Source organism: Massilibacillus massiliensis (assembly GCF_900086705.1).
Taxonomy (GTDB): domain Bacteria; phylum Bacillota; class Negativicutes; order FLKF01; family FLKF01; genus Massilibacillus; species Massilibacillus massiliensis.
Map to the genome: position 1 here is coordinate 1,292,383 of NZ_LT575483.1, position 26,089 is coordinate 1,318,471.

Here is a 26,089-nt window from a genome sequence, read left to right on the forward strand (position 1 = left end):
TTTGTTCGTCAAATCGTTGCTTATTTTAAGCCAAGTTTTGCAAAATCAGGCTGAATCTCTTTGTTCATCAACCATCTAGCATTACCTTCTGAAGCTGTTCTTTTGATTTCTTCTAATAAAAGAAATGGTGTTCTTCTGAACGTATCTTTTGTTACACCTGCTAAATGTGGTGTAATCGTGACATTTTCCAGCGTAAAGAATGGATGTCCTTCTGGTGGAGGCTCTACAAGGAACACATCCAGTGCCGCACCACCAATTTTTTTGTTTTCCAATGCTTTGATCAATGCTGGTTCATCAATAAGTCCAGCACGCGCCGTATTAATCACATACGCAGTTGGTTTCATCACCGCAAGTTGTGCTTCACCTAAAAGACCTTGCGTATCCTCAGACAATCTTGCATGCATGCTGACAAAATCAGCTTTGCGGCAAAGTTCGTCAAGTTCAACTTTCTTACAGCCGGATTTTTCTATATCTTCTTTGCTAGCATATGGATCATAAACAAGGATATCTACTTCAAAACCGTGCAATTTTTTTGCAACTAAGTGACCAATATACCCAAACCCAATTAAGCCAATTGTTTTTTGGAACATATCTCCAACGAAAGCTTCATTTGAATATAATTTTTTCCATTCTCCTTGTTTAAGTGCAGCATGACCACGTGCAATGTTTCTGATCTCACTCAGCATCAAGCCTACTGTATAATCTGATACTGCATGCGCATTTCTGCCCATCGTTCTGAACACTGCAATATTATTTTTTGTTGCTGCTTCTAAATCAACATTTTCTACTCCGGCTCTGCATACGCCAAGGATCGAACATTTTTTTGCTGCGTTAATGATCTCCGCGTTGATTGGTGTATGCTGCGTAACGATCAGGTCAACATCCGCTACATAATCAAAGATTTCTTTTGGCGGTTTACCTGCGGAAGGACCATTTTTTTCTACGATGCTGCGAAGATACCAAAATTCTTCATCATTTGCAGGTTTCCAATCTACACAAAAGACTTCTACATCTTTTCCTATTACAGTATGCACTGCTTCTTTCAAATTTTCTGCTGATAGCAACGGATCGCCAATTACTAAAGCTTTCATTGTTTATATACCTCCAAAACCATATATTAATTTGTACGTTTGGTTTTAATCAAAACGAATTGTATCGCCAACCATAAGTCTTGGCACGGCACCTTTTGTAACCGCAATTTGTCCTGGTTGTTCTACTGTATCGCTTCCGTTAAATACCAATGTACAGTGACCATGTTCTCTAAGCGTTTGATTTGCTTCATCGCCGACAGCAGTTACATTATACTCTTGCTCGGCAATCGTTAATTTATCACCAACGGTAACATCCGCTTTCAATTTTCCAATTGTATGCGCCACCACCATGTCTGCATAATGATACGGAACATCTTTGTCAAAAATAATAATGCTATCTCTTACCTTTATATATTGCAGGACAAAATCCCCAATATTTGTAACCATAACTTCGTATTTCATCTTGTATCCCTCCTCAAATTTGAAGTTCTCTTAAGTCATCGTTGAATCCTTTTAATGCACCATATAATTTTTTGTACAATACTGTATTAATTTTCTTGTACTTTTGATGATTTTCTGGATTTGGTGTATAGACTTTTTCTGGATACTGTACATGTGCGACGGCATCAGCAGGGCTTTTATAAATACCCGCCCCTAAACCGGCTAACATAGCTGCACCAAGTGCAGGAGACTCTGGAACATTTTTGCTTTTTACAACAATTCCGGACACATCCGCTTTCAGTTGCAGCCAAAAATCACTTTTGGCCGCTCCACCGATTGCATAAATGGAGGAAACTTTAATGCCCGCCATATTTTGAATGACTTCTATCATTCCAGCCATTTCATAACATAATCCTTCAAGGAGGGCTCTGACCATGTCCCCGCGTTTTGTAGCTGTCGTCAGTCCAACAAAAGCACCTCTGGCATTGGCATCAAAGCCTAACGAGTAACGGCCGCTAAAGTAAGGAATCAACATACAACCATTCGCACCGATCGGGCTTTTTTCCGCCTCTGCGATCAATTCATCAAACGAATTGCCTTGAAATTCTTTTTTAAACCATTCAAAAACACCGCCGGATGTCGTAATCATACCATTTGTTACATACTTGCCTTGTATAACGTGATTTAATGAAGTAAAGTTTTGCTCCATATAGCTCGCATTTAAGATTGGTTTATCCATGATCGCCAAAACCTGTTCGCTGGTTCCTGTAGAATCGAGCATTTGTCCTGTATCAATGATACCAGTCGCAAACGCACCGCAAGCATAATCGAGTCCGCCGGCAAACACCGGCGTCCCCGCTTTCAATTTCGTAAGTTTCTCAACTTCTGGTGTAACCTTGCCTACTAAAGTTCCCGAAGGTACAGGCTCAGGCAACAACTCTGGCGAAATGCCCGCAATATCCAGAATCTCTTTGGACCACTGCATTTGATTCAAATCAAATGCCATTGTACGACAAGCACTTGGATAACTGACTCTCGTTTCACCAGTTAATTTAAAACTGATTAAATCCTGAATTTGCAACCAATGTTTTGCTTTTTGATAACATTCAGGGCGATTTTGTTTAATCCATTGAATTTTCGTAATTGTAGCAACCGCATTTGGATTGATTCCCGTAATTTCATAAATTTTCTCGGAACCATATTGTTTCCATTCTTTAGCGATGGCATCCGTTCTCGGATCAAACCAAGCGATAATCGGATGCACATGATCACCGTTCTCATCCACTAACCCACCTACGCCCATACTGGAAACAGCCAATCCATCACAAGTTTCATTCTTCATTTCTTTGACAACATGTTCTATGCAGATCAATACATTTTCCCATAACTCATTGGCATGAAATTCAGCCCAGCCATTTTCAAGATAATGTTTAATCGTCGGACGAGAATGCGTTGCTAAAAACTTTCCATTATGATCACAGGCAATCGCTTTGCAATTTGTAGTTCCAACATCTATACCGATCAGATACGACATGAAAAGAACACCTCTTTTTCATTACTTTAGATTCATTGAAGTCGTATCTTAGAATATAACACTTTACGTTTAGCAGCCATTGTGAAAATTCTTAATTTTACGACTCCTTGTAGCATGGATTGCTAGATTTAGACAAACATACTTAAAACCATAACAGAAGCAAAGCCCACCAAACCAATTACGGTTTCCATGACACACCATGTTTTTATACATTGTTTTACCGTCAAACCGAAAAATTCTTTAAACATCCAGAATCCTGCATCGTTTGGCGGACCAACAATTAAGCTTCCTGCGCCAGTAACCAAAACCATCAATTCAGGGCTTACACCAGTAAGCGGAATCAACGGTGCCACGATACCGCCGGTTGTTAAAGCAGTTACAGTTGCTGAACCAACCGCAATTCGAATTACAGTTGCGATAATAAATGTTAAAACAAGCGGTGACATATTGAGACCTAACATTAAATCAGCGATATAATTACCAACGCCGCTATCAAGTAAAACTTGTTTGAATGCGCCGCCGCCGCCGATAATCAACATAATCATTGCGATAGAAACAATGGAGCTTTCACAAGTTTTCATGATTTCTGTCATTGTTTTTCCACGACTGAAACCAAACGTATACATAGCTAAAAGTAAAGCAATAAAAAGTGCCATATCCGGATGACCAACAAAATTGAAGAAGACATTGATTGGATCATCTTTTGCCATTACCATTTTTGTTACAGAAGCAAACGCCATTAAAAATACTGGGCTTAAAGCTGTTAAAAGGCTGACTGAGAAACTTGGCATTTCTTCTTCTGTGAAAACTTTAGGATTATAAAGGCCTGCTGGAATTTCAACTTTCAAATCTTTATAAAAATTAACTAAAAGAGGTCCAGCACAAATTACCGTTGGGATCGCTACCAAAATACCGTACATAAGGGTCAAACCAATATCTGCATTATACATAATAGCAATTGCTGTTGCACCAGGATGTGGTGGTAAAAATCCATGCGTACAAGAAATCGCCGCTGTCATTGGTATACCAACTTCAAGTAATGGAATCTTTGCTGATGCAGCAATTGTGAAAACTAGAGGAATCATTAAAACGAAACCAACTTCATAGAACAATGCAATCCCGACAATGAAACCAGTCAAACAGATTGCCCACTTTACATTTTTACGGCCAAAATTATCAATTAATGTTGTTGCAATTCTTTGCGCTCCGCCACTATCTGCCATGAGTTTACCAAGCATAGCACCAAAACTAATTACAATCGCAAGATGCCCAAGTGTTCCGCCAACACCTTTTTCAATCGAATCAAAAATTTGTAAAAGCGGTAATCCTTCACTTACACCTACGATACCAGAAGCGATAATCAAAGCAATAAAACTATTCAGTTTCAAACCTACGATCATATAAAATAACAATACAATTCCTAGTGCCAAAATTATTAACGGCATTACGATTCACTCCTAAATAAAATTATTTTGTACCCATTCATCACATTGAATAACCAAATTTTATTTCCAAACCTGCTGGTAGCACTCTTTCGATATGTTTCATATCGAAATATCTCTCGCCTATTTTTGTACATAATACAGTCTTAAACTCAGTTTACTCCTTTCCTTAAACTATTTATTTCTAGCGGCCTTCACATTGGCGATAAATTGTTTTGCATTTTTAGTGATTTCCGCATAGTTTCCATCTTTCGCTGGTCCAGTCAAAGCCCCGCCTGCCCCTACAGCAACAGCGCCCGCTTTAATCCATTCGGCAACATTATCTACACTAACGCCTCCTGTTGGCATATAGTTACCTTGTGGCAATGGACCTTTTAATGCTTTGATGACTTTTGGACCATATAATTCACCAGGAAATACTTTCAAAATATCCGCACCGGCTTCCATTGCTTCCATTGCATCTTTCGCACAAGAAACGCCTGGCATAATTGGTGTTTGATAACGATTGCACAATTTTATCGTTGGTAAACTTAAGCATGGTGTTACAACATAACGAGCCCCACTTAAGATTGCAATACGTGCAGTTTCAGCATCTAGTACAGTTCCTGCACCCAAGATCAATTCATCTTCTCCATAAGCTGCTGCTAAACTCTCCATAACGCTGTGTGCGCTCGGAACAGTGAACGTCATTTCGATGGCAGTTACTCCGCCTTCGATACAAGCAGCCGCGATCCTTTTCGCCTGATCCTCATTTTCTGCTCTGACAACAGCAACTACACCGACTTCAAGAATTTTCGTAATCGTTTCGTGTTTTTTTAGCATGTACGTTACTCCTTTTACATTGATATGATTTTATTTCACTGGAAATTTCGGTTTTTGTCCTGATAGAACTCTGCTGACTTCTTCCCCAGCTACTACACTGCAGCGAATTACAGCTTCTTTCGTATAGCCACCACAATGCGGTGTAATTACGACGTTTGACATATTGAGCAATGGGTTGTCTTGGGCAGGTGGTTCCTGCGTCATTGCATCTGCTCCATAACCGGCAATTTTTTTATTTTTTAAAGCACAAGCTAATGCTTCTTCATCCACCAAATCGCCCCGTGCTGTATTAATTATAATTGCTGAATTCTTCATTTTACCCAAGGTTTCCTCATTCAACATTTTTATCGTATCTTTCGTCGCCGGAACATGAAGCGTAATAAAATCTGATGCACAATAAATCTCATCTAAACTTGTATACCGAACTCCATAAGTTTCTTTTAAGTCCTCCCGAGGATATAAATCAAAGGCCAATACCTTCATACCAAATGCATGCGCCCTTTTGATGACCTCTGCACCGATATTGCCTGTGCCGATAACACCAATCGTTTTATCAAGCAATTCTATCCCCATGACACGCTGCCATCCACCCTTGATCACTTCTTGATTTTGCTGAACGATATTGCGTGATACCGAAAGCATTAAGCCAAACACCAATTCGCAAACGGAAATGTTGTTGGTTCCAATACTTAAAGTCACAGCCACATCATTTTCTTTTGCAGCCTTCATATCGACCTTATTATAACCAACTCCATTCCGGCTAATTACTTTTAAGGTTGGTTTTCCCGCTTCAATTACTTTTGCAGTAAGTTCATCTAAGCCGGCAATTACACCATCAACACCTTGAATCAGCTGGATCATTTCCTGCTCTGTACGCGGTGCATCCCCCGTTCCATCGATTACTTCATATCCATTATTTTTTAACAAATCTACACATTCCTTGCACTTCATTACGGAACGTGCAGTAATTAATACTTTAGCCAAAATATGGCCTCCTTCCACTTTTACTTCATTGTATTTTTCTGAAATGCGGCAATATCTGAAAACTCTTTTTGTAAATTCCAATAAATACGATCATAAATATCATAAAGAGCGTCATATACATCTCTGTTTGCAGCGTTCGGATAATATAATTGATTTATCTTAATAAAATGCGAAGTATCAGAAATATCTTTTAAGACGCCTTCAGAAACAAAACCTAATAAAGCTGCACCAAATGCTGCTCCCTCATCAATATTCGATAAGCCAATTGGTTTATTCAATATATCGGCTAAAATCTGCAGCCAAAGTTTAGAATGTGTAAAACTGCCGCTGACTCTAATATCATTTACATCGCCCATAACTTCTTCTAATACTTTCAAAATACTATGCATGCGATAGCAAACGCCTTCCATTGTCGCACGTATAAAATGCTCTTTCTTATGACTTAAAGTCAGTCCAAAAAACATCGCTCTGATATCGGCATTCCAATTGGGTGCGCGTTCACCTGTAAAAAACGGTAATAGCAATAATCCTTCTGAGCCTGCAGTAACCTTTTCAGCCTTTTTCGTCATTAGATCATAAACATCGAGATGATTTTCTTTGGCCTGTTGTTCTTCTGCCTCACAAAACTTTTCTCTAACCCAGCGCAGACAAAGCCCGCCATTGTTAATCGCTCCTCCGGATACCCATACATCATCTGTTAGGTTATAACACCAGGTTCTTCCTTTCGGATCTAATTTTGGCTTTTTAGATAACATCCGAATTGCGCCACTCGTTCCAATCGTACAGCTCACTTGCCCCGGATTTACAGCACCCAATCCGACATTCACCAAAACCCCATCGCCAGCGCCTATCACAATCTTTGTTTCTTCTGCCAAACCAAGTCGCTTAGCAGCTTCTTTGCTTATCTTTTGACTGTAAGTCGTAGATACAACAGGCGGCATATTTTTTTCAGAGATATTTAAATATTCCAACAACTCTTTATCCCAAGATAAAGTTTCTAAATTATAAAGCCCTGAACCACTCGCAACCGAGCGATCCACTACCCATTCACCAGTCAACGTTTTAAAGACAAAATCTTTAATTGATCCTATATAATGAATTTTCTGATAAATATCCGGAGCCTTTTCACGCAGCCATGCAACTTTCGTCATTGGATACATTGGATGTAACGGACATCCTGTACGTTGATAAATTGCCAGACAGTCCTGCGTTTTTTTCATCTCATTCACAATGCTAGAACTGCGATTGTCGCCCCAAGTCATGAGCGTAGTAATTGGTTTAAAATTCTCATCATACGCTAAAAAGCTATGAAAAACCGTGCTAAAAGATAATCCATTTGCTTTTTTCCCCTGAGCCGTCAATAATGCACCTACCTTTTGAATCACTTGCTCTGTTGCTGCAATGACTTCAAAAGGATCTTGCTCTGCCCATTCCGGATACGGTGTGTTTAATGGATAGAGTGCTGAAGCACTTTCAAGGCTTGTGCCATCCACTTGATAGGCAACTGCTCTAACGCCTGTTGTCCCAACGTCAACACCAATCCATATTGCATTTGTCATTTTTTACCCTCCATACGCTTATTTACTTTATCATTTAAAAATACATGATTACGTCATTTTGAATGGTAAGGCTTAAATCAATACATATTATTAAAATATGTCAAAAAAGATATCTTCATTTCTTTTTAGCATATTTTTTTGATATGGTTACATCATTTATATTTATCTTACTCTATAAAAGTATAAAATACAAGATTTTTTTGAAATAAAATTATCATTTTTTTTATTTCAAATGATAATTTTATTTCAATTTTATATTGAAAAATGATCCTGATTTATCATATGATATATATAAATAATCATAAACTTGATCTTTCTTTTCTGATCAGATAAAAAGGAGCTGTTATATCCACATGAAAAATCGTCTTTCTAGCTTTCCAATCTACCAACGTGCAATTGCCAAAGTTCATCTAGGTTCATGCGGTTCAGATCAAAGTAAATTAGATCGTCCAATCATCGCCATCGTAAATTCTTGGAACGAACTCGTCACTGGACATGTTCATTTTCGTACGCTCGCTGATCAAGTAAAAGAATCCATTCTTGCGGCAGGCGGCTTTCCGCTCGAATTTAATACGATCGCAATCTGCGATGGTATCGCCCAGGGACACGCTGGAATGAAATACGTACTGGCCAGTCGCGAACTCATTGCCGATTCTATAGAAGCAATGATTCTTGGGCATGGTATGTTTGACGGCATGGTCATGCTTGGCTCTTGTGATAAAATTGTTCCCGGCATGTTAATGGCAGCCGCTCGAATCAATATTCCAACCATTATGATTACCGGTGGTCCTATGCAGCATGAAATCACACCAAAAGAAAATAAAGATGCACGGCAGCAATTTATCCGCGGTGACATCACAGAAGAAAAACTATTAGAAGTCAGTAAAAAATATTATACACGTGCCGGTGTCTGTCCATTTTTAGGTACTGCAAATACAATGTGTGTCATTGCCGAAGCATTGGGTATGACACTCCCCGGCGTTTCCGTAACACCGGCGTTAAGTAATGAGCAAAAAGAACTCGTTTATGAAACCGGAAAAACCATCCTAAATTTAGTACAGCATAATATCAAACCTCGTGATATTATGACCGAAAAAGCATTTAAAAATGCGATAACGATGACCTTAGCTATGGGAGGATCACTGAATAGTACACTGCACATCCCTGCTATCGCAGCAGAATGCGGTCTGACCGTAACGGTACAAGATTTTGACCGTATTAGTCGTACAACCCCTTTAAATACAAGGGTATGCCCAAATAGCAAAGAATTTGCCACCGCTGATTTATACAAAGTTGGTGGAACCAAAACCATCATGCATGAATTAAAAAGTTTATTGCATTTAGATGTAACGACTGTCAATGGAAAGACATTGGGTGAAAATATAACGAATGCGCTGCCAGCCGACGGCGACATCATTCGTTCTGTACAACAACCATTTGAACCAGAAGGCGGAATCGCTGTATTATATGGCAGTCTTGCACCGAAAGGTGCTGTAGTAAAATCATCTGCAGTTCCCAAGGAGGAATGGAGATTTGAAGGGCCTGCAATGGTCTTCGATTGTGAAGAAGATTGCACAGAAGCATTTTACCAGCAAAAAATCGAGTCTGGCACAGCCGTGATTATTCGTAATGAAGGCCCATGCGGCGGACCTGGCATGCGTGAGATGCACCGCGCAACAGAATTGCTAGCCAAAATACCCAATATCGCAATCATTACAGATGGTAGATTTTCTGGCGCTTCAGCAGGGCTTTCCGTTGGTTATTTGTCACCGGAGGCTTATGTCGGCGGACCAATCGGGCTAGTTGAAAATGGCGATCTCATCAAAATCGATATTGAAAAACGCTCGATTGATTGGTGCATTGCAGAAGAAATCGCAGAAACACGTAAAAAAGCCTTTGTGCCACATCAAGCGGAAGTATCAAGTAATTTTCTTCGTATGTACCGTACGATGACATTAGATGCTGCAAATGGCGCTGTGAGAAAAACCTTTGAATAAGACAAGCAGCCTCTTAAAATCAAATTGATTTAAGAGGCTGCTATTTTAAATCATAATGTTTTGTTTGTGAAATATTATCATTTTTGTTAAAATGATAATACTTTATCATAAATATTTCATTATTAGAAAGAGATGAATCTTTTGAACAATACAAACGAAAAACCAATCATATCTTTTTTACTTCCCTACTACAATAACTTTACAAAAACAGAAAAACGCATTGCCCAATATATTTCAAATAGTCCCGAGGAAGTAGTTCGCCAGACAATCTCTGAGATTGCCGAAAATACCGATGCCTCAGAGATCACAGTATCTCGTTTCTGTAATAAAGCTGGCTTCAGCGGATTACAAGATTTAAAACTCTCTCTGGCAAGCGAAATTTTTACCCCGCTAGAATCGGTAATGCAAGATATCCAGCAGGAGGATTCTTGTGAAGAAATCGCTGTTAAATTATTTACAAATATTTCCGATGGATTGCAAGACACCTTGAAAATTATAAATTACGAAGCGGTAGAACAAGCGGTAGAGGCAATTGATCAAGCCTACAAGATCGATATTTATGCTTTCGGCATGTCCGGCGTAGTTGCGCATGATATCGAAAATCATTTGCTTAGGTTTGCCAAACCGGTCCGTGCATTTTACGATCTGCAGATGCAAGCAACTTCCGCTGTCATGTTGACTGAACAGGATGTCGTCATCGCCATTTCTCATACAGGCTCAAACCTTGATTTGATGAAATCTGTAGAACTTGCCAAAAAATCTGGTGCTACTGTAATTGCAATTACCAGTCATTTAAACTCACCTTTAAGTAAAATTTCGGATATCGTCTTAAGCGGTATGGGCAGAGAAGTAAATTATCGTTCAGAATCCACGGCTTCTCGATTGGTTCACTTAGCAATCTGCGATTTAGTCTATACAAAATTAATTACGAAAAATCTCGATCAATATACACAAAATGTTACAAAAATGCGTCGAGAAATTGCAAAGCATCGCTCATAAAGAGACTTGTACTTTTGGCATTACCCCGAAAATATCAAAAAGGCTAGGCCTCAGGCCTCCGAATACTTGAAAAAAGACCAACTTACAAAATCCTAAACTCGTTTCGCTCAAACAAACGGATTTTTTAACGTAAGTTGCTCTTTTTTCATTTTTTCGGAATGTATTTCTCCGGAAAAGACCAGCAGTGAACAAAAAAACTGCCGCACTTATAGTGCGGCAGTCAGCGTAAACAAATAACATATTTATAGCAATACTCAGAATATGCTATCCTCATTCCACTTATAAATTAGTACGAAGATAGATTGCCGGTTGGCAAGAAGTGCTTAGCTGCTAGGCACAGCAAGGGGTTGCAAAGGAGTCGTACTTTCGTACGTCGACGAGCAGCACCTTGCTGTAACGACGCAGATGAGCGCTTATCGCCGATCCGCAACCTATTTGTCTTAGTCCGCGGTAGTCTATTATACATTCGCCATATGATAAATTTTCTTAATATCTTCTGCATACAATGGTTTTAGCGAACCCACAACACGTTTGCCGAAATACACGCATTTATTCGCCAATTCGTCAATCTGTGCATCTGTTAATTTACCTATGCCCAATTGAGAAAGATTAATTGGCATCCCAAGGGAGGTAAAGAACTCTTCCGTTTTTTTGATACCTTCTAATGCCGTAACTTCCGGATCAGAAGGATCAAGCACACAATCCCATACTTGAATTGCATATTGTACAAAACGATTTATATCATCCTTCATCACGTATCTTGCCCACCAGCACCATACAGCAGCAAGTCCGGCACCATGTGTTACATCAAACATACCGCCTAATTCATGCTCTATTGCATGCCCTGAAAAATCTTTTTCTCCGCCTAACCCCGTTAAATTGTTATGTGATATACAACCGGACCACATAATTTCGGAACGCGCTTTATAGTTCGTTGGATCTTCCAGGCAAATTTTACCGTACCTAATGGTGTTGCGCAATACTTGCTCCGCAATACGATCACTCATTTCATTGCCCTTTTTCGCATTGAAATAACGTTCAATCGTATGCATCATAATGTCAACAACCCCGGAGGCCGTTTGATATGGTGGCAGAGAATACATAAGTTCTGGATTCATCACTGCAAATTTAGGACGTGTCATATCATGATTAAAGCCTTTTTTAAACCAACCGTCTTCATTGGTGATTACGCTCGAATCACTGCTTTCACTACCGGAAGCCGCAATTGTCAACACCGCACCAACTGGCAGACAAGCCTTCGGTACAGCTTTTTTATCGTAAATATCCCATACATCGTCAATTGATGGATTGGCAATTGCCATACCGATTGCCTTAGCCGAATCAATGACGCTGCCGCCGCCAACGGCTAAAAGAAAATCAACATTCTCTTTCTTACAAAGTGCAATTCCTTCACGCACAAGCGATACCCTAGGATTTGGAACAACACCTCCTAGACTTACATACGCGACCCCAGCTTCTTTAAGACTATTTTCAATGCGATCCAATAGACCTGAGCGCTTCGCACTTTGTCCGCCGTAATGAAGCAAAACCTTGCTGCCGCCCCAGCTCTTTATTTCTTGTCCAACACCGGTTTCAGTATCTTTACCAAAGATAATTTTAGTTGGAGAATAAAACTCAAAATGATTCATCTAATTACTTCCTTTCTAGATTTTTTAATCAAAATGCAGCCTTGCTTATTTGCATGTCGTATTTTACTTATATTATCATTATTTTACCACCAAAGGCTTTCTTTGCCTACCACTGTAAAAATCAACTCTTATATTAAATTACTCTATATTATGGTAATATCCTTCTAGCCTGTTATAATTATACTTAAGTAAAACTTACCTATACAAAAAAATTTAACATAATGCAAGGAGGAAAATTGTTATGAAATTGTTTCATTTTAAAGTCGAAAATGAAGTCCATTTAGGGATCAAAACGGAGCGAGGATTTTTTGATGTAAATAGAATCGCTACGCATTATGGTCTTGATGTCCCTTTAACAATCGATCAAGTCATTGCAAAAGGAAAGAAAAGTTTATTGCAGCTCACAGCATTAATGAACAATGCGGGGGAACCACAGTCAGAAAAAGATTTAGTCTATGGACCAGCCGTACTAGCTCCTGAAAAAATTGTCTGCGTAGGACTGAACTATAAAAGCCATACTGAAGAATGTAATCGGGATATTCCTACCTCGCCAGTTCTATTCAGCAAATTTAACAATGCATTAGCAGCACACAAACAAAGCATTACATTACCAAAGTCAGCTGAAAAATTTGATTATGAGGCAGAGTTGGTAATCGTCATGGGAAAAGAAGCTTCAAATATAAGTAAAGAAGATGCTTTATCTTATGTATTCGGTTATACAATTGGCAACGACCTAAGTGCACGCGATTTACAGAAACGTACACCGCAATGGCTGCTAGGCAAAACCTGTGATCATTTCGCTCCGCTTGGCCCTTACCTTGTAACGGCAGATGAGATGAAACCTGATCATTTAGATATTCAATGTACCGTAAACGGTGAAATTCGTCAATCAGCAAATACAAGTGATTTAATTTTTGACTGCGCAACCATTATCAGCTATATATCAAAACATTTTACATTAAAACCTGGTGATATCATCTTTACCGGAACACCAAGCGGTGTAATCTTAGGCTATCCAGAAGCTGAACAAAATTGGCTTAAGGCCGGTGATGAGGTAACGGTTACGATACAAAATATTGGGTCTTTGACCAATATATTTGCATAGTAATAATTCAATAAATCTAAGATACACTACAAGAATTTTATTTGCAAAAGTCCTAATGTACTACAAAATGCGTAAGTGTCCTTTTGGCATCGCCCAAAAGAACGAAAAGTTGAGTACCTTGACTAGGTTAAACCTTAAATTTCAACCTAACCAAGGTACTAGCCTCAAACCTCCAAAATACTTGAAAAAATACCGACTTGCTAAAATCTGTAAACTCGCTTCGTTCAAACAAACAGATTTTTTAACGCAAGTCGGTATTTTTTCATCCTTCGGAACGTATTTCTACGGAAAAGGCCAGGAACTAAGAGACGAAGGGTGACGCAATTTTAATGCGTCACCCTTCAGACTGTGGACAAATAAACATGTTTATGTCGATAACTTAGAAAATAACGAAATCCGTTTCACTTATAAACTAGTACGAAGATAGGTTGCAGGTTGGTGATAAGTGCTCAGCTGCTAGGCGCAGAAAGAGGTTGTGAAGGAGTCGTACTCGTGTACGTCGACGAGCAGCCCCTTTCTGCAACAACGCAGATGAGTGCTTATCACCAACCCGCGGCCTATCTGTCCAATAGTTTATTTACATTACACTTTAAATTTTGCAATCGCTGTCTGCAATTCTCCGGCAAGTACTGCGAGTGCCTGACTTGCGGAAGCGATTTCCTGCATAGCGGCAGATTGTTCTTGTGTGGTAGCTGATACGGTCTGTGCTTCGGCCGCATTTGTTTTTGTAGCCTTTTCAATCTGACCGATAGAATCCAGCATTGCGCCACTGCCAAAAGCCATCATCTCGATGGACTCAGAAATTGCTGAAATCTCTTGTGATAGATCACCAATTACCTGCACAATATTTTTGAAAGTTTCATCTGCTGAATGAACCGCTTCAATTCCAACATAAATGCCTTCGGTACCGGCCTTACTTGCCGCAACTGCTTTTTCCATGTCGATCTGATTACGTTTCACTAACTCAGCAATCTGTTGTGAAGACTGATTGGATTCTTCGGCAAGTTTTCTTACTTCATCTGCAACAACAGCAAAGCCACGTCCTTGCTCACCGGCACGAGCCGCTTCAATCGCTGCATTGAGCGCAAGTAAATTCGTCTGCCCGGCAATATTGGAAATCAATTGGACAATATCGCTGATTTCCTGTGAGCCTTTTGCCAGTTCTGTAACCGCTCTTTGTATGTCAGCTGAACCTTCGCCGATTTGCTGCATTTGGTCCACAGCTTTTGCAATTGCGGAACGACCAACTTCAACTTCATTGCTCGCTTGATTCGCTGTACCGGCAATCGTCTTCGTTTTCTCGGAAATTTCCACCGCTGTTTTCGTCAATTGATCCGCAATAATATTTGCATCCTCAGCCGCAGTTGACTGGGTATCAATTCCACTTGCGATTTCGCCGATAGAACTCGCAACCCGATTTGAAGAATCTGCCGATTGACTAGCATTTGCAGTTAATTCTTCACTTGAAGCCGCTACTTTTTCCGCCTGATTTTGGACATTCATAATCAATGTACGCAGGCTGTGCCGCATCGATTGAAAGCCTTTCGCCAATTGCCCTATTTCATCTTCAGTCTGTATGCTCAAACTTTTTTCCCGGAAATCACCATCATTAAGTGCACCGCACTCGTCGCGAATTAATTCGATTGGTTTCGCCAAACGTTTTGCAAATAGGAAAATGAAAAGAACTGCTACGATAAGGAAAAAGATTGAAACGAATAGCGTCATTTTTCCTAAAGCTGCTGCATCTCCCGCCATTTCCGCCTCCGGTGCCGTAATCACCATAACCCACCGTTGATCATCCAGCTCAATCGGTGTCAGAACTGCAACCGATGCTACATCATCTGTTGATTTATAATAGCAGGTTGTTGCTTTTCCCGTTTCGACAACCGATTTAAATGACTGCATCAAGGCATCGTCCAGTTCCGGTACTGCGGTTTTCAACTCCGGATTAATTTTTTTCTCATTTAAATTAAGTTTGACAACAAATTCGGGATATTTATGATGTGCAATGACCGTACCTGTACGATCAGCAATAAATCCATAACCTGAATCCTTAAATTTTACTTCTTGTAGAATCTTAGATACATTATCTAAAGTCACTGTCCCCATCATCATGCCAACCATCTGGCCATTTTGCAAGACCGGTGTGGTTAAAACAAGCACAAGTTTACCATTCACCGCAGAGACGATAGGTTCTGGGACATAAGGTTTTTTCGTCTGCAATACTTTTTTAACGTATTCTCGATCTGCGCGATTAAAATATGTACCTTCTGAGCTTATTGCTTCACCTTTTAAATTCGAGTAGAACAAGGTTGAAAATCCAAGACGTTTTTTTGCATCCGCTAAAAACGACATTTTAGCCTTATCATCAGCTCCCTGAAGAACTGCATCCGTTCCTAATTCATCTAAACGAAGCATGCGTTCCTGCATGGTTGATTTTACCTGTAAAGAGAATTCTCTCCCCAAGGCGGCTGCTGTTTCATTCGCACTTTTATTTAAAGCTTGATTCGCTAAATAATAACTAGCTGTTGATAAAATGGAAAAACTTAAAATGAATACGGGTAATAAAATAGCAAGAAATTTTATGCGAAAATTTTTAAAATTCAAATTAGCACGCATCTATAATCACTCCTGATAACATTTTAAATTCCTAACAATAACTACATCATAACTGCATTATATTCGAATGTTTCCGGGACTTAATCGATCTTTACTTTTTACTTACAAGACTTAAATATAAGAATCAATAAACTCCCAGATAAAAATTTTGATACTAAATCTCCTTTCATGTTAAATTCATGTTAAATATTTATTATTTATTTTAACATAAAACAGGACAATAGTAATATAAAAATTACTAAAAATTTATAAATATAACAAAAAAACGTATAATAGCCAAGTTTCTGATAAATAAAACTATATCTACTACATCCCACTTATAAACTAGTATGAGGATAAGTTATTTGTCAACAGCCAGCGGACTGTCTGTGTCTACCTTCTTATATACCCTCTGATAGAACCAAAAAGCATTCCCCAGCAATAATACTGCCGTAAAGAAAAACACGGATGCCATGCCGATCCAAGCCGCGATTTGTCCGCCCAAAACAGCCCCCAAAAACATACCAAAAAATTGGGCAGATTGATTATATCCATAAATTCTGCCAATGACTTCTTTCGGTGTACTCTGCTTGATTAAGCTATTAATTGAAGGTAAAAGACCTGCCGTAGCAATCCCCAATAAAAACCGTAGAAGTCCAAGCTGCCAAGGATTTTCCACAAAGGCTTGCGGAATAAAAATAATGCCTGCAGCCATTAGAGCGTAAAATAAAACTTTTTGTGGGCCAATCTGATCAGAGATTGTACCAAGTTTGGAAGCCGCAAGCATACTGGCAAATCCAGATGCCGAAAATACAAGCCCCGCAATAAGCGCAAGATGATCCGTACTTAAGGATATTTGTGCAATATAGACTGTGATAATCGGTTGAATCGACATCAGCGCCAATTGCATAACCAAGGTCGTTATAAAAAGGCAGATCGTCAGTTGGCGATTAGGTAATAAGCCCCAAACTTCACGTGAGTTTAAAACCTTTCCATCGGAAGGTGTAAAGTCTTCCTTGACTAAGAAATAAATCGCCAAAAAACCGCAAAAGCACAAACTTCCAATCACAAAAAAAGTTTCCCGATATCCAATTAATTCTGAAAGATAACCACCAACTAAAGGTCCGAGCAAGGATCCACCTACTTGCCCAGTAAACAATACCCCTAATGCCCAACCGGATTTTTCCTTAGGTGTCTGCATCGCAATCAAAGTCACCACTGCGCCTTGAAAACCAGACAAAGCCCCTTGTAAAATCCGCAAAATTACTAAATGGTATACACTTTGCGCCAAGCCCATACCTATCATAATTACAGATAACCATAAACTCGCTCTCAGCACCATCGGTTTACGTCCATACTGATCCGCCAATTTACCCCAAATAGGTGAAAAAATTGCCAAACTGATAAAGTTACAGCCAAAAATCAATCCCGCCCATTGCTCAATTTCATCTACATCATGAATTCCTAAATGTTCAACATAGAGTGGTAAAATCGGCGCCATCTGGCTCATTCCAATAGAAACAATAAAAATTGCAACACTGCAAACCCATAAATTTCTCCGCCAAAACTCCATAAAAATCCTTACCCTACTTCAATAAATTTATTTGAGAATCCAACTTCCCATTTCTTCAAAAAGCAATAAAAAGAGGTTCATTTCTAAATCACACTGAACCTTTGTTTTCTTTATCTAGATTATTATATTTTTATATCATAACGCGAATGAACACTTTTTTCTATATAGAAAAACTATTTTCTGACATTATTTTCATCATACATTAAAAATTCTACAACCTGTTTTCTCCATTTTACGTGGTATAATAATGTCAAAATGATGTTACGCACATCATTACATATGTACCAGCGTGCCAACAAAATAAAATATTGATGTCAATCCATTGGGGAAATTGCTAAATCGGTGCTACTTATAAACGGTTCGCCGCCCCGCTGTCAATCTGACATTAGAGTTGATTATACTAAATAGAGGTGACTTAAATGAATATAGCTTTTTTTCTTATCGCCAAAAAAGATATCGTGTATTTACCATTACAATCTACAATGCGTCAAGCAATGGAAAAAATGGAATTTCACCGTTATACGGCGGTTCCTTTAGTCGATAAAAACGGTAAGTATGCCGGTACAATTACTGAAGGCGACTTATTATGGAAAATGAAAAATACACCGGAGCTGACGTTTTCATCTGCGGATAAAGTCATGCTCAAAGATATTCCACGCCGAATGACCAATACGCCAGTACGCATAAATGCTGAAATGGAAGATCTGCTTTCTTTGGCAATCGTACAGAACTTCGTGCCCGTTCTAGATGACAGTGACATATTTATCGGTATCATTCGCCGTCGGGAAATCATTGATTATTTTGCTAAAAATCGATCCAACAAAAAACTTTAAACTTAACGTGATCTTAATAAATACATAACAACTCCGCTCCTCTATTTTGCTTAAATAAAGGTAGAATAAGAAGAGGAGGTCTAAAAAAGTGAATGATCCAATCGTACTTTCCCCCGCTTTCAGCCGACGAAATTTTTTGCAGGCATCTGCTGGAACTTTAGCAAGTTTGGCATTACTCTCCATCCCCAAATTATCATTCGCAAATTCTACGAAAATCTCCCCAACGACCTTGGCGAATTGCCCGACAAATCCACGCATTACAGCCCAAAGATCAGAAATGATCCAAAATTCTTATCAAAAAATGATTGCACTCATCAAAAGCATCACGCAGTCAAAATTACGTAATACAGTTTTGCAAATTATTGAAAATCCAGCTCCTACACTTATGCAGCAATACACAGCAAACCATCAGATTGAAACAATATATCATAAACTCTTATCCGAAAAATTAGTCGATCCGGCAGTAGTAAACTGGGATACACTTTTCCCGAAATACAATTCCGTACACACTTCCCCGCAGCCTTTTATCAGTGCACCAGGCAGCGGCTATCATAGTCATCATTCTTATCCGGGTGGGTTAACAACACATACCACTGCAAATCTATCCATTGCCGATGCAGTTTGCTCCATTTACCAAGAAGTCTATGGCTATCAGGTCGACCGCGATATCGTGATTGCAGCTGAAGCTTTACATGATTTGCATAAACCTTGGGTTTTTCAATGGAATGAAGACGGTACCTGCTTGCCAGAGCTGCCAATCGCCGGCACTGGATCACATCATGTTTTAAGTATTGCCGAATCCATCTATCGTTCTTTACCCGCTGATGTCATTGTCGCACAAGCCTGTGCCCACAACCATCCCGGTTCAGCAAAAGATGAGGCAGACGTGGTCGGCTGGATAAAAGCCGCAGCAATCATCGCCGGTAAAGATCCGATTGCACTCGGATTATTGAGTACAGACGGAAAGACACTGCCTGTTCCTCATAAGCAAGAAGGCTACATTGTCCATCTTGCCGATCATGATTGGGTACTAAGTGTACCTGCTGCACAAGCATCCATACAAGCACTGCAGGAAGTTGCTAAAAACGATTACAATATGACAATCGCCGATTTAAAGTCCTCTAAATTTAACCACTTCCGCAATTATATTGCCTCGCAAGTAAGTATGATGCAGATTCATTACACATTGTCTGACGGCGGCGGTACAGCCTCTGTAAAAAGTCTCGTGAATCGTATTATAAAAAAGTAAAAACGCCACAAAAAGATCATCCATGCTCGCAGCCCCTCAGCGATTTATTTAAACAACGCTCGAATTAATGTAAGTGCAGCCATTACGGTCGCACCACCATGATCTAGTAATGGATTGAGCTCCACAAATTCAGCCGATGTAAGCTTCGCGCATCCAGCCAAATTCTGCATTGCTTTTTGCATTGTATGAAAACCGATTCCATTCTCAACCGGCGTACCAACGCCGCAGATTTCTCTAGGATCCATCACATCAAGATCAAAACTCAGATGTATTCCATCGCATTTTGCAGACAAATACTTCACCGTTTCATCCATGACTCTCTCTATTCCTTTTTCCGCTACATCTTCTACACGATAAATTTTGACCGGTAACCCTTTGACCAACTTTTCTTCTGCCGTATCCATATCTCGTAAACCAATAAACACAACATGTTCAGGTTTAATTTTATGCTTATATCCCCCAACCTTTACTAACGCTGCATTTCCCATCCCCAAACTTGCTGCCATCGACATCCCGTGAATATTTCCACTGGGCGATAATTTATCCGTATTGCTGTCGGCATGCGCGTCACACCAAATCACACCTAAATTATGATAATGCTTAGCAACACCAGCGAGCGTTCCTATTGCAACGCTGTGGTCACCACCTAACACAAGCGGAAATCGACGAGCAGAAACAATGTCTGAAACCGATTCCGCCAAAATTTCTAAAGCGTTTTGTACACTTTCTAAATTTTTTATTTTATAATTTTCCATACACGTCATTGTTTTTTCTTCATGAATTGAAACTGCAATATTTCCTAAATCTACAATATCATCACTGATTTCATGCAATTTATCTAATAAACCGGCAGCCCGAATTGCTTCGGGACCCAAATTCGATCCAAAATAATTTTGTCCCAACCACATTGGTGCGCCAACAATTGAAATCTTTTTCATTCTTCGCCTTCTTTTCTCCATCAATATCTGTATTATAAATCGCGATACGACTTCTTATACAAAGCTAAGATTCACCCGTTTGTTCAAAGTTCTTCAAAAACAAACGCAGTTTGCAGTTGTTTGGCAGATGCAGTCTTTCTCACTTTCACAATATCTTCTATTGTCAGCTTACCACAAAGCAGGTCTCCTTTTATGTTATGCAAATGATAATTTTCCGTCACAGCCTGCAAATTATGATTTGCATAACAATATTTACAACCATGTAAACATGTATTATACATACCTATATCTATACTCTCTATACACCCACATGCAGTTCTTTGGTTTTTATCTTTTCCCAACTGAAGCTTACTGCCGATGATTCTTTCTATCAACGCAGCATCAATACATCGTGTATGTCCAATCCCCAAATCATCTAATGCCAGATTTTCTGCACATGTCTCCAGTTCCAAACCATAAGACTGTGCGATCTTGACTAATTTTTCAGCAATATTTCGTTTCTCATTTTCCTCTAACACCTGAATATGCAAACATTTTATCCGATACGTAATCTTCTTATAAAAATCAATAAAACTAATCGTGCATTTTCTCGTATAATCACATAATCTTGCCGCTAATCTTTCAAAATTCTGCAGATGATATTCTATTGTATATTGCGCATTAAGTAAAATCGGATCATAGCGCCAAATCACCCGGTCGGGTCCAATTATATCGGATAATCGTTGAAAAACTTCTACCCGAGCATCACAATCTAGTGCAAGATTTTCTTCGATATTCTTGCCGTAAGCATTCAACGTAAACTGAAAATAATAAGGATACCCCTCTATTTCTTTTAATCGTGCTAGCATTGGCAAAGGATTCTTCGTCCAAAAAACCATGCAATCAACGACCTCCCTGTTTATCTCTACCTTACTGATTTGATGCAGATTCATCGGATTGCGAACAAAAACATGTCCTGCCTTTACGCGGTTATAAAACCATTCCGAATAATAACTCGGTATATCCGTTCTGCGGCTCACACTTAAAATCATCTTATCACCTCGGCAACAAAACCTACTTTACCAATACTTCATTTTATTATAACGCTGTTTTTCGTGATCTCCTACCGAATCAGCCGCACTTTTATTATAACTGTAAAAGCCGCGTGATATTTTCTCCTAGAACAAGTTTTAAAACTTGTTGATCTGATACATTCTGCTCCAGAATCGTTCTTGCCGTTAAAGGCAAGCAATATGGCGCATCCGAACCAAAAAATGTTCTCTCAGGAAATTCCTTGATTGCAAATATTGGCGCTATTGTCGTAAATGTCGCAGATAAATCCAAATAAATACTAGGAACTTCTCGAGCTGCCTTCAACGTATCAAGCCAATGACTACCGCCCATATGTCCGAAAATCGTTGGCACATTAGAATATTTTCTTGCTAAACCAACCAGTTCCTTGATATCGGTAAAATTTAAAGGAAAAAAAGTATGCACCCATAATGGTAAATTCCCACTTTCCGCTGAAGCACGAAACAATGGTTCTAGCTGTGCTATCTTGCCCGAACTTGGGACCAATTCTCCTATCCCCTTGAAATCATTCGCAATGATATATTTTTGAATCCACACTAAGTTTTCATCATACGATAAGCCTAGCGGAATTGCACCAAACCCAATATAGGTTTCTGGATTCCCCCTGACAACCGTTGCTAACTCTTCAAGCGCGTGCCGCCTTTCCTCAATTGGATTTTTTATTCCATTTAAGAGATCATATAACTTATGCATTTCCTCTTCAAACGTTTCAAGATTTTTAGCCTGCTCCGGATGTACCGTGGAAGAAAAAAGAATTGTCCGATCAATCCCAGCATTTTTCATTGATTCTATTTGAAGCTTCTGGGGAAACATCACATGTGCATGATTGTCAATTACCATCTTTAACCCCTCCCTTGTTCCAGATTTTTTTATTGCATGTAATTTTCCATCTGGGTAATTCGTTCCTGTAATTTAGATTTAATTGCATTCAACAATACCAATTGTCTATTAATTTCCTCTAGCTTAATCTGGTAAAGCTTATACGCTTCTTTACACATTAGTTTATGACCAGAGGTTGGACACTGAATGATTTGCACAATATGATCGGTGGTAAGACCCAAGCCGAGATAAAACTGAATCGTTTTTATTCTATCAATTATAGGTTCATCATAGTCACGATAACCATTTGCCAAGCGATTCACATCAATTAGCCCTTTTGCCTCATAGTATCTTATGGATCTTACACTTACGCCAGTCTTACGTGATACCTCTCGAATTAACATGTCAAATTCCTTTCTGTTTTCTATGACTCTATTATAAAGTATGACATCTATGTTATAGTCAAGTTTTTAATAAAAATAAAATTGCTTTCCATAAACAATTACGAAAAGACTGTCACATTAGAAATACAGCATCCTTATCTTACGTTTCCATACAACATTTTAAACGGATTCCGTAGATGAAAAAGATACCGACTTAGGCTAAGAACTCTGTGTAAGCACGCTTATTTCACAGAGTTTAGCAAGTCGGTATTTTTTAAATATTTTATAGTTTTAAACCTTCCGCATTATTTGATCAATATTCGATCCGAATGTTCATACACTTTTTCCGTAAAATCCTGTCCAATGCCAGGAAGTTCCGGAACCGTATAACGTCCATTGACCGGTTGATAATTATGGACACAAAGCTCTGCATACTCTGGTAACAGGGTTTTTTGATGATGTTCATGAATACAGAAGTTTGGTATAGCGGTTTCGGCGTGAATTGCCGCTGCTTCTGCAACACCGGTGCCAGCTACATGCGCCTGTACCGTTACTTCATAGGCGTGTGCTAAATCAGCAATTTTCTTGAATTCTGAAATCCCGCCGCAGGAACCGATATCCGGCTGAATCACATCAATTGATCGATCTGCAAGGAAAGGCAGATAACCCCATCGTGTATAAATTCTTTCCCCTGAAGCAATCGGTATATTGATTTTCTCCTTTGCTTTTTGCAATAGTTTAGGATTTAACGGCGTATTAATTTCCTCATAAAAGAAAATATTATATTCTTCAATCGCTTTCGCAAACTGAATCGCACTTACCATATCCGTGTTGGCATGATTTTCAACAATAATATCGATATCCGGTCCAACAGCTTCTCTGATCGCTCTAACGCGTTCCACGCCACGCTTTAATATTGCATTCGGTAATGGACCTTCAAGATGTACCCCCTGCGTACTGCCATTTTCATTCAGCGCTAACACGTCTACTTTAACAGCATCATATCCTTCGGCAACTGCCTTTAATGCTTCTTCAGCATATTCTTCTTTTTTTCCCTTAGGCTCTCTTTTCGTACCCCAGCCAAATTGAATTTGTGATGCATATACTCTTAAATCTTCGCGCGATTTTCCTCCCAGCAATTGATATAAAGGCAATCCCAAGGCTTTTCCTTTTATATCCCACAACGCCAAATCAAGCGCACTCATACCGGAAAAAACTACGGTTCCGCCCCCTTGCCCCCAAAAAGTCTTTTTCAAGAATTTTTCCCAGATAAATTCGGTATTAAAAGGATCTAACCCTATAATCAAACGGGATAGATCTCTGATCATTCCCGCTGCGGCACTTCCACCTACACCATATGCCATCCCAGCTTCACCGACACCATAGATACCTTCGTCTGTATCAACCTTTACCAGAACAGGTCTCTGTCCCGAATTTTTACGTTGATGTACATGAAAAACTTCTACTTGTGTAATTTTCATTTATACCCTCTCCTTTTTGTGTTTAATTTGCATAAATTTGATCTGTTGGTTCAACAGCCAAATCGTCCTCGTATTTCATAACTTTATTTAAAATAAATCTTTCAAAATAAGCAAAATTATTGTCTTTTACCCGTGGTCTAGCTAATGTAATTTTTTTATCGAGTGAAATCTCTCCATCTTCAATCAGAACTACACGATCAGCCAAATACACTGCCTCTCCTACATCATGTGTTACCAAAACAACCGTAAAGCCCTGTTCTTTCCATAGTTTTTCAATTAAAATCTGCATCTGAATGCGTGTTAACGCATCAAGTGCGCCCAAAGGTTCATCTAACAATAGTAATTTAGGCGCACCAATTAAGGCTCTTGCCAAGGAGACTCTCTGCTTCTGACCACCAGATAAAACTGCTGGCCACGCACTTGCTTTATCAGATAAATTGACTGCCTGCAAAGCCGCCTGTGCCTTTTCTTTACTGCGTTCTTTTGATCCTAAAGCAACATTCTCCCCGACAGTTTTCCAGGGCAATAATCTTGCTTCCTGGAATAAATAGCGCACCGCAGGATTGATTTTTTTAACTTCATGATCCCCTAAGACAATGCTTCCGCTCGTCGGTGTTTCAAGATGAGAAATCAGTCGCAGCAATGTACTCTTCCCACAGCCGCTTTGCCCAACCAAGGCTACAAATTCACCTGGCTCTACCTGAAGATTGATGTCTTTCAATACTTCTGTCGCACCGAAAAATTTACGCAAATTTTTTATTTCTATTTTAAAACCCTGTGCTTTTTCACTCATTTTCTTCACCTACTATACTTTTCGATAATTATCATGCCATCGCAGGATTCTCTTTTCGATAAGTCCTGCAGCAAAATCGGAGAGACTCCCCAGCAGTGCATAAATAATTAAACTGAGCACAATAACGTCCATAAGCATAAATTCTCTTGCATTTGTCGCCATAAAGCCAATCCCAGATTTCGCAGCAACCGTTTCTGCAACGATCAAGGTTAACCACATACGTCCCAAAGATTGACGAATGCCAATCATGATAGAGGACATTGCACCCGGGAAAATAATATCTTTAAACAATTCAAACCGCGTTAAGCCATATGTTTTTCCCATTTCAATCAGACTGCTATCAATATAACGTATCCCATGAAATGTATTTAAATAGATTGGGAAAAAAGTTCCCAGAGAAATTAACACGACCTTCGCTGTTTCGCCAATACCAAACCAAATCAAAATCAATGGCAGCAACGCAAGATGCGGCACATTGCGAATCATTTGGATCGGTGTATTCAAAATCTTTTCTGCCAGTACAAACTGTCCATTGATGATCCCTAGCAAAAAGCCAATTGCACCACCAATGAGAAATCCCGCCATTGCTCGCATAGCACTAATTTCAATGTTTTCCGCCAATGTTCCATCTTTCATTAATCTATGCACCGCACTGAACACCTCACCGGGCGGCGGAAATAAACTTGCACTATTTTGATCCAAAGTCGTAATAAACCAAAAAATGAATACAACCGCCGGAATTGTCCAAGCAAGCATAAGATCAGTAAATCGAAAATTATCTTTCATTT

At 39.3% G+C, this 26,089-nt stretch carries 22 protein-coding genes; 5 read left to right on the forward strand and 17 right to left on the reverse strand.

The window, feature by feature from the left end:
* Nucleotides 1-20: 20 nt before the first annotated feature.
* The 7 genes from BN6559_RS06395 to BN6559_RS06425 form a co-directional block, all read right to left on the reverse strand.
* On the reverse strand, nt 21-1,091 hold the full coding sequence (locus BN6559_RS06395; protein WP_110953942.1) for a 2-hydroxyacid dehydrogenase: 1,071 nt from the start codon (nt 1,089-1,091) through the stop codon (nt 21-23).
* 45 nt (nt 1,092-1,136) lie between these two features.
* Nucleotides 1,137-1,493: a PTS glucitol/sorbitol transporter subunit IIA gene (locus tag BN6559_RS06400; protein WP_110953943.1), complete on the reverse strand. Its 357-nt coding sequence runs from the start codon at nt 1,491-1,493 to the stop codon at nt 1,137-1,139.
* A gap of 13 nt (nt 1,494-1,506) precedes the next feature.
* Nucleotides 1,507-3,006 (reverse strand): FGGY-family carbohydrate kinase, encoded by a 1,500-nt coding sequence (locus tag BN6559_RS06405; RefSeq protein WP_110953944.1) that lies wholly within the window; start codon nt 3,004-3,006, stop codon nt 1,507-1,509.
* Nucleotides 3,007-3,134: 128 nt separating this feature from the next.
* A complete protein-coding gene (locus tag BN6559_RS06410) occupies nt 3,135-4,451 on the reverse strand; it encodes a gluconate:H+ symporter (RefSeq protein WP_110953945.1) in 1,317 nt (438 codons plus the stop codon).
* Nucleotides 4,452-4,622: 171 nt separating this feature from the next.
* A complete protein-coding gene (locus BN6559_RS06415) occupies nt 4,623-5,270 on the reverse strand; it encodes a bifunctional 2-keto-4-hydroxyglutarate aldolase/2-keto-3-deoxy-6-phosphogluconate aldolase (protein WP_110953946.1) in 648 nt (215 codons plus the stop codon).
* A 30-nt stretch (nt 5,271-5,300) separates the two neighbouring features.
* Nucleotides 5,301-6,254 (reverse strand): phosphoglycerate dehydrogenase, encoded by a 954-nt coding sequence (locus BN6559_RS06420; RefSeq protein WP_110953947.1) that lies wholly within the window; start codon nt 6,252-6,254, stop codon nt 5,301-5,303.
* A 20-nt stretch (nt 6,255-6,274) separates the two neighbouring features.
* Nucleotides 6,275-7,813, reverse strand: coding sequence for a gluconokinase (locus tag BN6559_RS06425; RefSeq protein ID WP_110953948.1), 1,539 nt, complete (start codon nt 7,811-7,813; stop codon nt 6,275-6,277).
* Nucleotides 7,814-8,166: 353 nt separating this feature from the next.
* Between BN6559_RS06425 and ilvD the strand changes: the two genes are divergently transcribed.
* Together ilvD and BN6559_RS06435 are read left to right on the forward strand one after the other, a co-directional pair.
* The gene (ilvD, locus tag BN6559_RS06430; RefSeq protein ID WP_110953949.1) at nt 8,167-9,810 is read left to right on the forward strand and encodes a dihydroxy-acid dehydratase; all 1,644 of its coding nucleotides are present in this window, start codon (nt 8,167-8,169) and stop codon (nt 9,808-9,810) included.
* Between the two features lie 141 nt (nt 9,811-9,951).
* Nucleotides 9,952-10,809 (forward strand): MurR/RpiR family transcriptional regulator, encoded by an 858-nt coding sequence (locus tag BN6559_RS06435; protein ID WP_199883798.1) that lies wholly within the window; start codon nt 9,952-9,954, stop codon nt 10,807-10,809.
* Nucleotides 10,810-11,267: 458 nt separating this feature from the next.
* Here BN6559_RS06435 and BN6559_RS06445 read toward each other — a convergent pair whose 3' ends face one another.
* Entirely contained in the window at nt 11,268-12,458 is a 1,191-nt protein-coding gene (locus BN6559_RS06445; RefSeq protein ID WP_110953952.1) for an iron-containing alcohol dehydrogenase, read from the reverse strand.
* Nucleotides 12,459-12,699: 241 nt separating this feature from the next.
* Between BN6559_RS06445 and BN6559_RS06450 the strand changes: the two genes are divergently transcribed.
* The gene (locus BN6559_RS06450; RefSeq protein WP_110953953.1) at nt 12,700-13,563 is read left to right on the forward strand and encodes a fumarylacetoacetate hydrolase family protein; all 864 of its coding nucleotides are present in this window, start codon (nt 12,700-12,702) and stop codon (nt 13,561-13,563) included.
* Between the two features lie 582 nt (nt 13,564-14,145).
* Here BN6559_RS06450 and BN6559_RS06455 read toward each other — a convergent pair.
* Nucleotides 14,146-16,182 (reverse strand): methyl-accepting chemotaxis protein, encoded by a 2,037-nt coding sequence (locus BN6559_RS06455; protein ID WP_199883799.1) that lies wholly within the window; start codon nt 16,180-16,182, stop codon nt 14,146-14,148.
* 340 nt (nt 16,183-16,522) lie between these two features.
* Nucleotides 16,523-17,734 carry a multidrug efflux MFS transporter gene (locus BN6559_RS06460; RefSeq protein WP_110953954.1) on the reverse strand — a complete coding sequence of 404 codons (1,212 nt, stop codon included), beginning with the start codon at nt 17,732-17,734 and terminating at the stop codon, nt 16,523-16,525.
* Between the two features lie 419 nt (nt 17,735-18,153).
* Between BN6559_RS06460 and BN6559_RS06465 the strand changes: the two genes are divergently transcribed.
* Both BN6559_RS06465 and BN6559_RS06470 read left to right on the forward strand, forming a co-directional pair.
* Entirely contained in the window at nt 18,154-18,567 is a 414-nt protein-coding gene (locus tag BN6559_RS06465) for a CBS domain-containing protein (RefSeq protein ID WP_110953955.1), read from the forward strand.
* An 88-nt stretch (nt 18,568-18,655) separates the two neighbouring features.
* Nucleotides 18,656-19,816 (forward strand): hypothetical protein, encoded by a 1,161-nt coding sequence (locus BN6559_RS06470; protein WP_199883800.1) that lies wholly within the window; start codon nt 18,656-18,658, stop codon nt 19,814-19,816.
* Nucleotides 19,817-19,860: 44 nt separating this feature from the next.
* Here BN6559_RS06470 and rocF read toward each other — a convergent pair whose 3' ends face one another.
* The 7 genes from rocF to BN6559_RS06505 all read right to left on the reverse strand — a co-directional run bounded on the left by rocF (nt 19,861) and on the right by BN6559_RS06505 (nt 26,087).
* Nucleotides 19,861-20,754, reverse strand: a complete 894-nt coding sequence (gene rocF / locus BN6559_RS06475) for an arginase (protein WP_199883801.1) — start codon at nt 20,752-20,754, stop codon at nt 19,861-19,863.
* An 83-nt stretch (nt 20,755-20,837) separates the two neighbouring features.
* Complete coding sequence (locus tag BN6559_RS06480; protein WP_110953957.1) at nt 20,838-21,785, reverse strand: DUF1848 domain-containing protein; 948 nt, start codon at nt 21,783-21,785, stop codon at nt 20,838-20,840.
* A gap of 94 nt (nt 21,786-21,879) precedes the next feature.
* Nucleotides 21,880-22,665: an amidohydrolase family protein gene (locus BN6559_RS06485; RefSeq protein ID WP_110953958.1), complete on the reverse strand. Its 786-nt coding sequence runs from the start codon at nt 22,663-22,665 to the stop codon at nt 21,880-21,882.
* Between the two features lie 29 nt (nt 22,666-22,694).
* Nucleotides 22,695-23,048, reverse strand: a complete 354-nt coding sequence (locus tag BN6559_RS06490) for a MerR family transcriptional regulator (protein ID WP_110953959.1) — start codon at nt 23,046-23,048, stop codon at nt 22,695-22,697.
* A 284-nt stretch (nt 23,049-23,332) separates the two neighbouring features.
* Nucleotides 23,333-24,508, reverse strand: a complete 1,176-nt coding sequence (locus BN6559_RS06495) for a mandelate racemase/muconate lactonizing enzyme family protein (RefSeq protein ID WP_110953960.1) — start codon at nt 24,506-24,508, stop codon at nt 23,333-23,335.
* 22 nt (nt 24,509-24,530) lie between these two features.
* On the reverse strand, nt 24,531-25,301 hold the full coding sequence (locus tag BN6559_RS06500) for an ABC transporter ATP-binding protein (RefSeq protein ID WP_110953961.1): 771 nt from the start codon (nt 25,299-25,301) through the stop codon (nt 24,531-24,533).
* A 12-nt stretch (nt 25,302-25,313) separates the two neighbouring features.
* A complete protein-coding gene (locus BN6559_RS06505; RefSeq protein ID WP_110953962.1) occupies nt 25,314-26,087 on the reverse strand; it encodes an ABC transporter permease subunit in 774 nt (257 codons plus the stop codon).
* Nucleotides 26,088-26,089: the final 2 nt, after the last annotated feature.

Coding starts and splice junctions, on each gene's coding strand:
- BN6559_RS06395 (WP_110953942.1), bottom strand. CDS start 1,091: ATGAAAGCTTTAGTAATTGGCGATCCGTTGCTATCAGCAGAAAATTTG.
- BN6559_RS06400 (WP_110953943.1), bottom strand. CDS start 1,493: ATGAAATACGAAGTTATGGTTACAAATATTGGGGATTTTGTCCTGCAA.
- BN6559_RS06405 (WP_110953944.1), bottom strand. CDS start 3,006: ATGTCGTATCTGATCGGTATAGATGTTGGAACTACAAATTGCAAAGCG.
- BN6559_RS06410 (WP_110953945.1), bottom strand. CDS start 4,451: ATGCCGTTAATAATTTTGGCACTAGGAATTGTATTGTTATTTTATATG.
- BN6559_RS06415 (WP_110953946.1), bottom strand. CDS start 5,270: ATGCTAAAAAAACACGAAACGATTACGAAAATTCTTGAAGTCGGTGTA.
- BN6559_RS06425 (WP_110953948.1), bottom strand. CDS start 7,813: ATGACAAATGCAATATGGATTGGTGTTGACGTTGGGACAACAGGCGTT.
- ilvD (WP_110953949.1), top strand. CDS start 8,167: ATGAAAAATCGTCTTTCTAGCTTTCCAATCTACCAACGTGCAATTGCC.
- BN6559_RS06445 (WP_110953952.1), bottom strand. CDS start 12,458: ATGAATCATTTTGAGTTTTATTCTCCAACTAAAATTATCTTTGGTAAA.
- BN6559_RS06450 (WP_110953953.1), top strand. CDS start 12,700: ATGAAATTGTTTCATTTTAAAGTCGAAAATGAAGTCCATTTAGGGATC.
- BN6559_RS06455 (WP_199883799.1), bottom strand. CDS start 16,182: ATGCGTGCTAATTTGAATTTTAAAAATTTTCGCATAAAATTTCTTGCT.
- BN6559_RS06460 (WP_110953954.1), bottom strand. CDS start 17,734: ATGGAGTTTTGGCGGAGAAATTTATGGGTTTGCAGTGTTGCAATTTTT.
- BN6559_RS06465 (WP_110953955.1), top strand. CDS start 18,154: ATGAATATAGCTTTTTTTCTTATCGCCAAAAAAGATATCGTGTATTTA.
- rocF (WP_199883801.1), bottom strand. CDS start 20,754: ATGAAAAAGATTTCAATTGTTGGCGCACCAATGTGGTTGGGACAAAAT.
- BN6559_RS06480 (WP_110953957.1), bottom strand. CDS start 21,785: ATGATTTTAAGTGTGAGCCGCAGAACGGATATACCGAGTTATTATTCG.
- BN6559_RS06485 (WP_110953958.1), bottom strand. CDS start 22,665: ATGGTAATTGACAATCATGCACATGTGATGTTTCCCCAGAAGCTTCAA.
- BN6559_RS06490 (WP_110953959.1), bottom strand. CDS start 23,048: ATGTTAATTCGAGAGGTATCACGTAAGACTGGCGTAAGTGTAAGATCC.
- BN6559_RS06495 (WP_110953960.1), bottom strand. CDS start 24,508: ATGAAAATTACACAAGTAGAAGTTTTTCATGTACATCAACGTAAAAAT.
- BN6559_RS06500 (WP_110953961.1), bottom strand. CDS start 25,301: ATGAGTGAAAAAGCACAGGGTTTTAAAATAGAAATAAAAAATTTGCGT.
- BN6559_RS06505 (WP_110953962.1), bottom strand. CDS start 26,087: ATGAAAGATAATTTTCGATTTACTGATCTTATGCTTGCTTGGACAATT.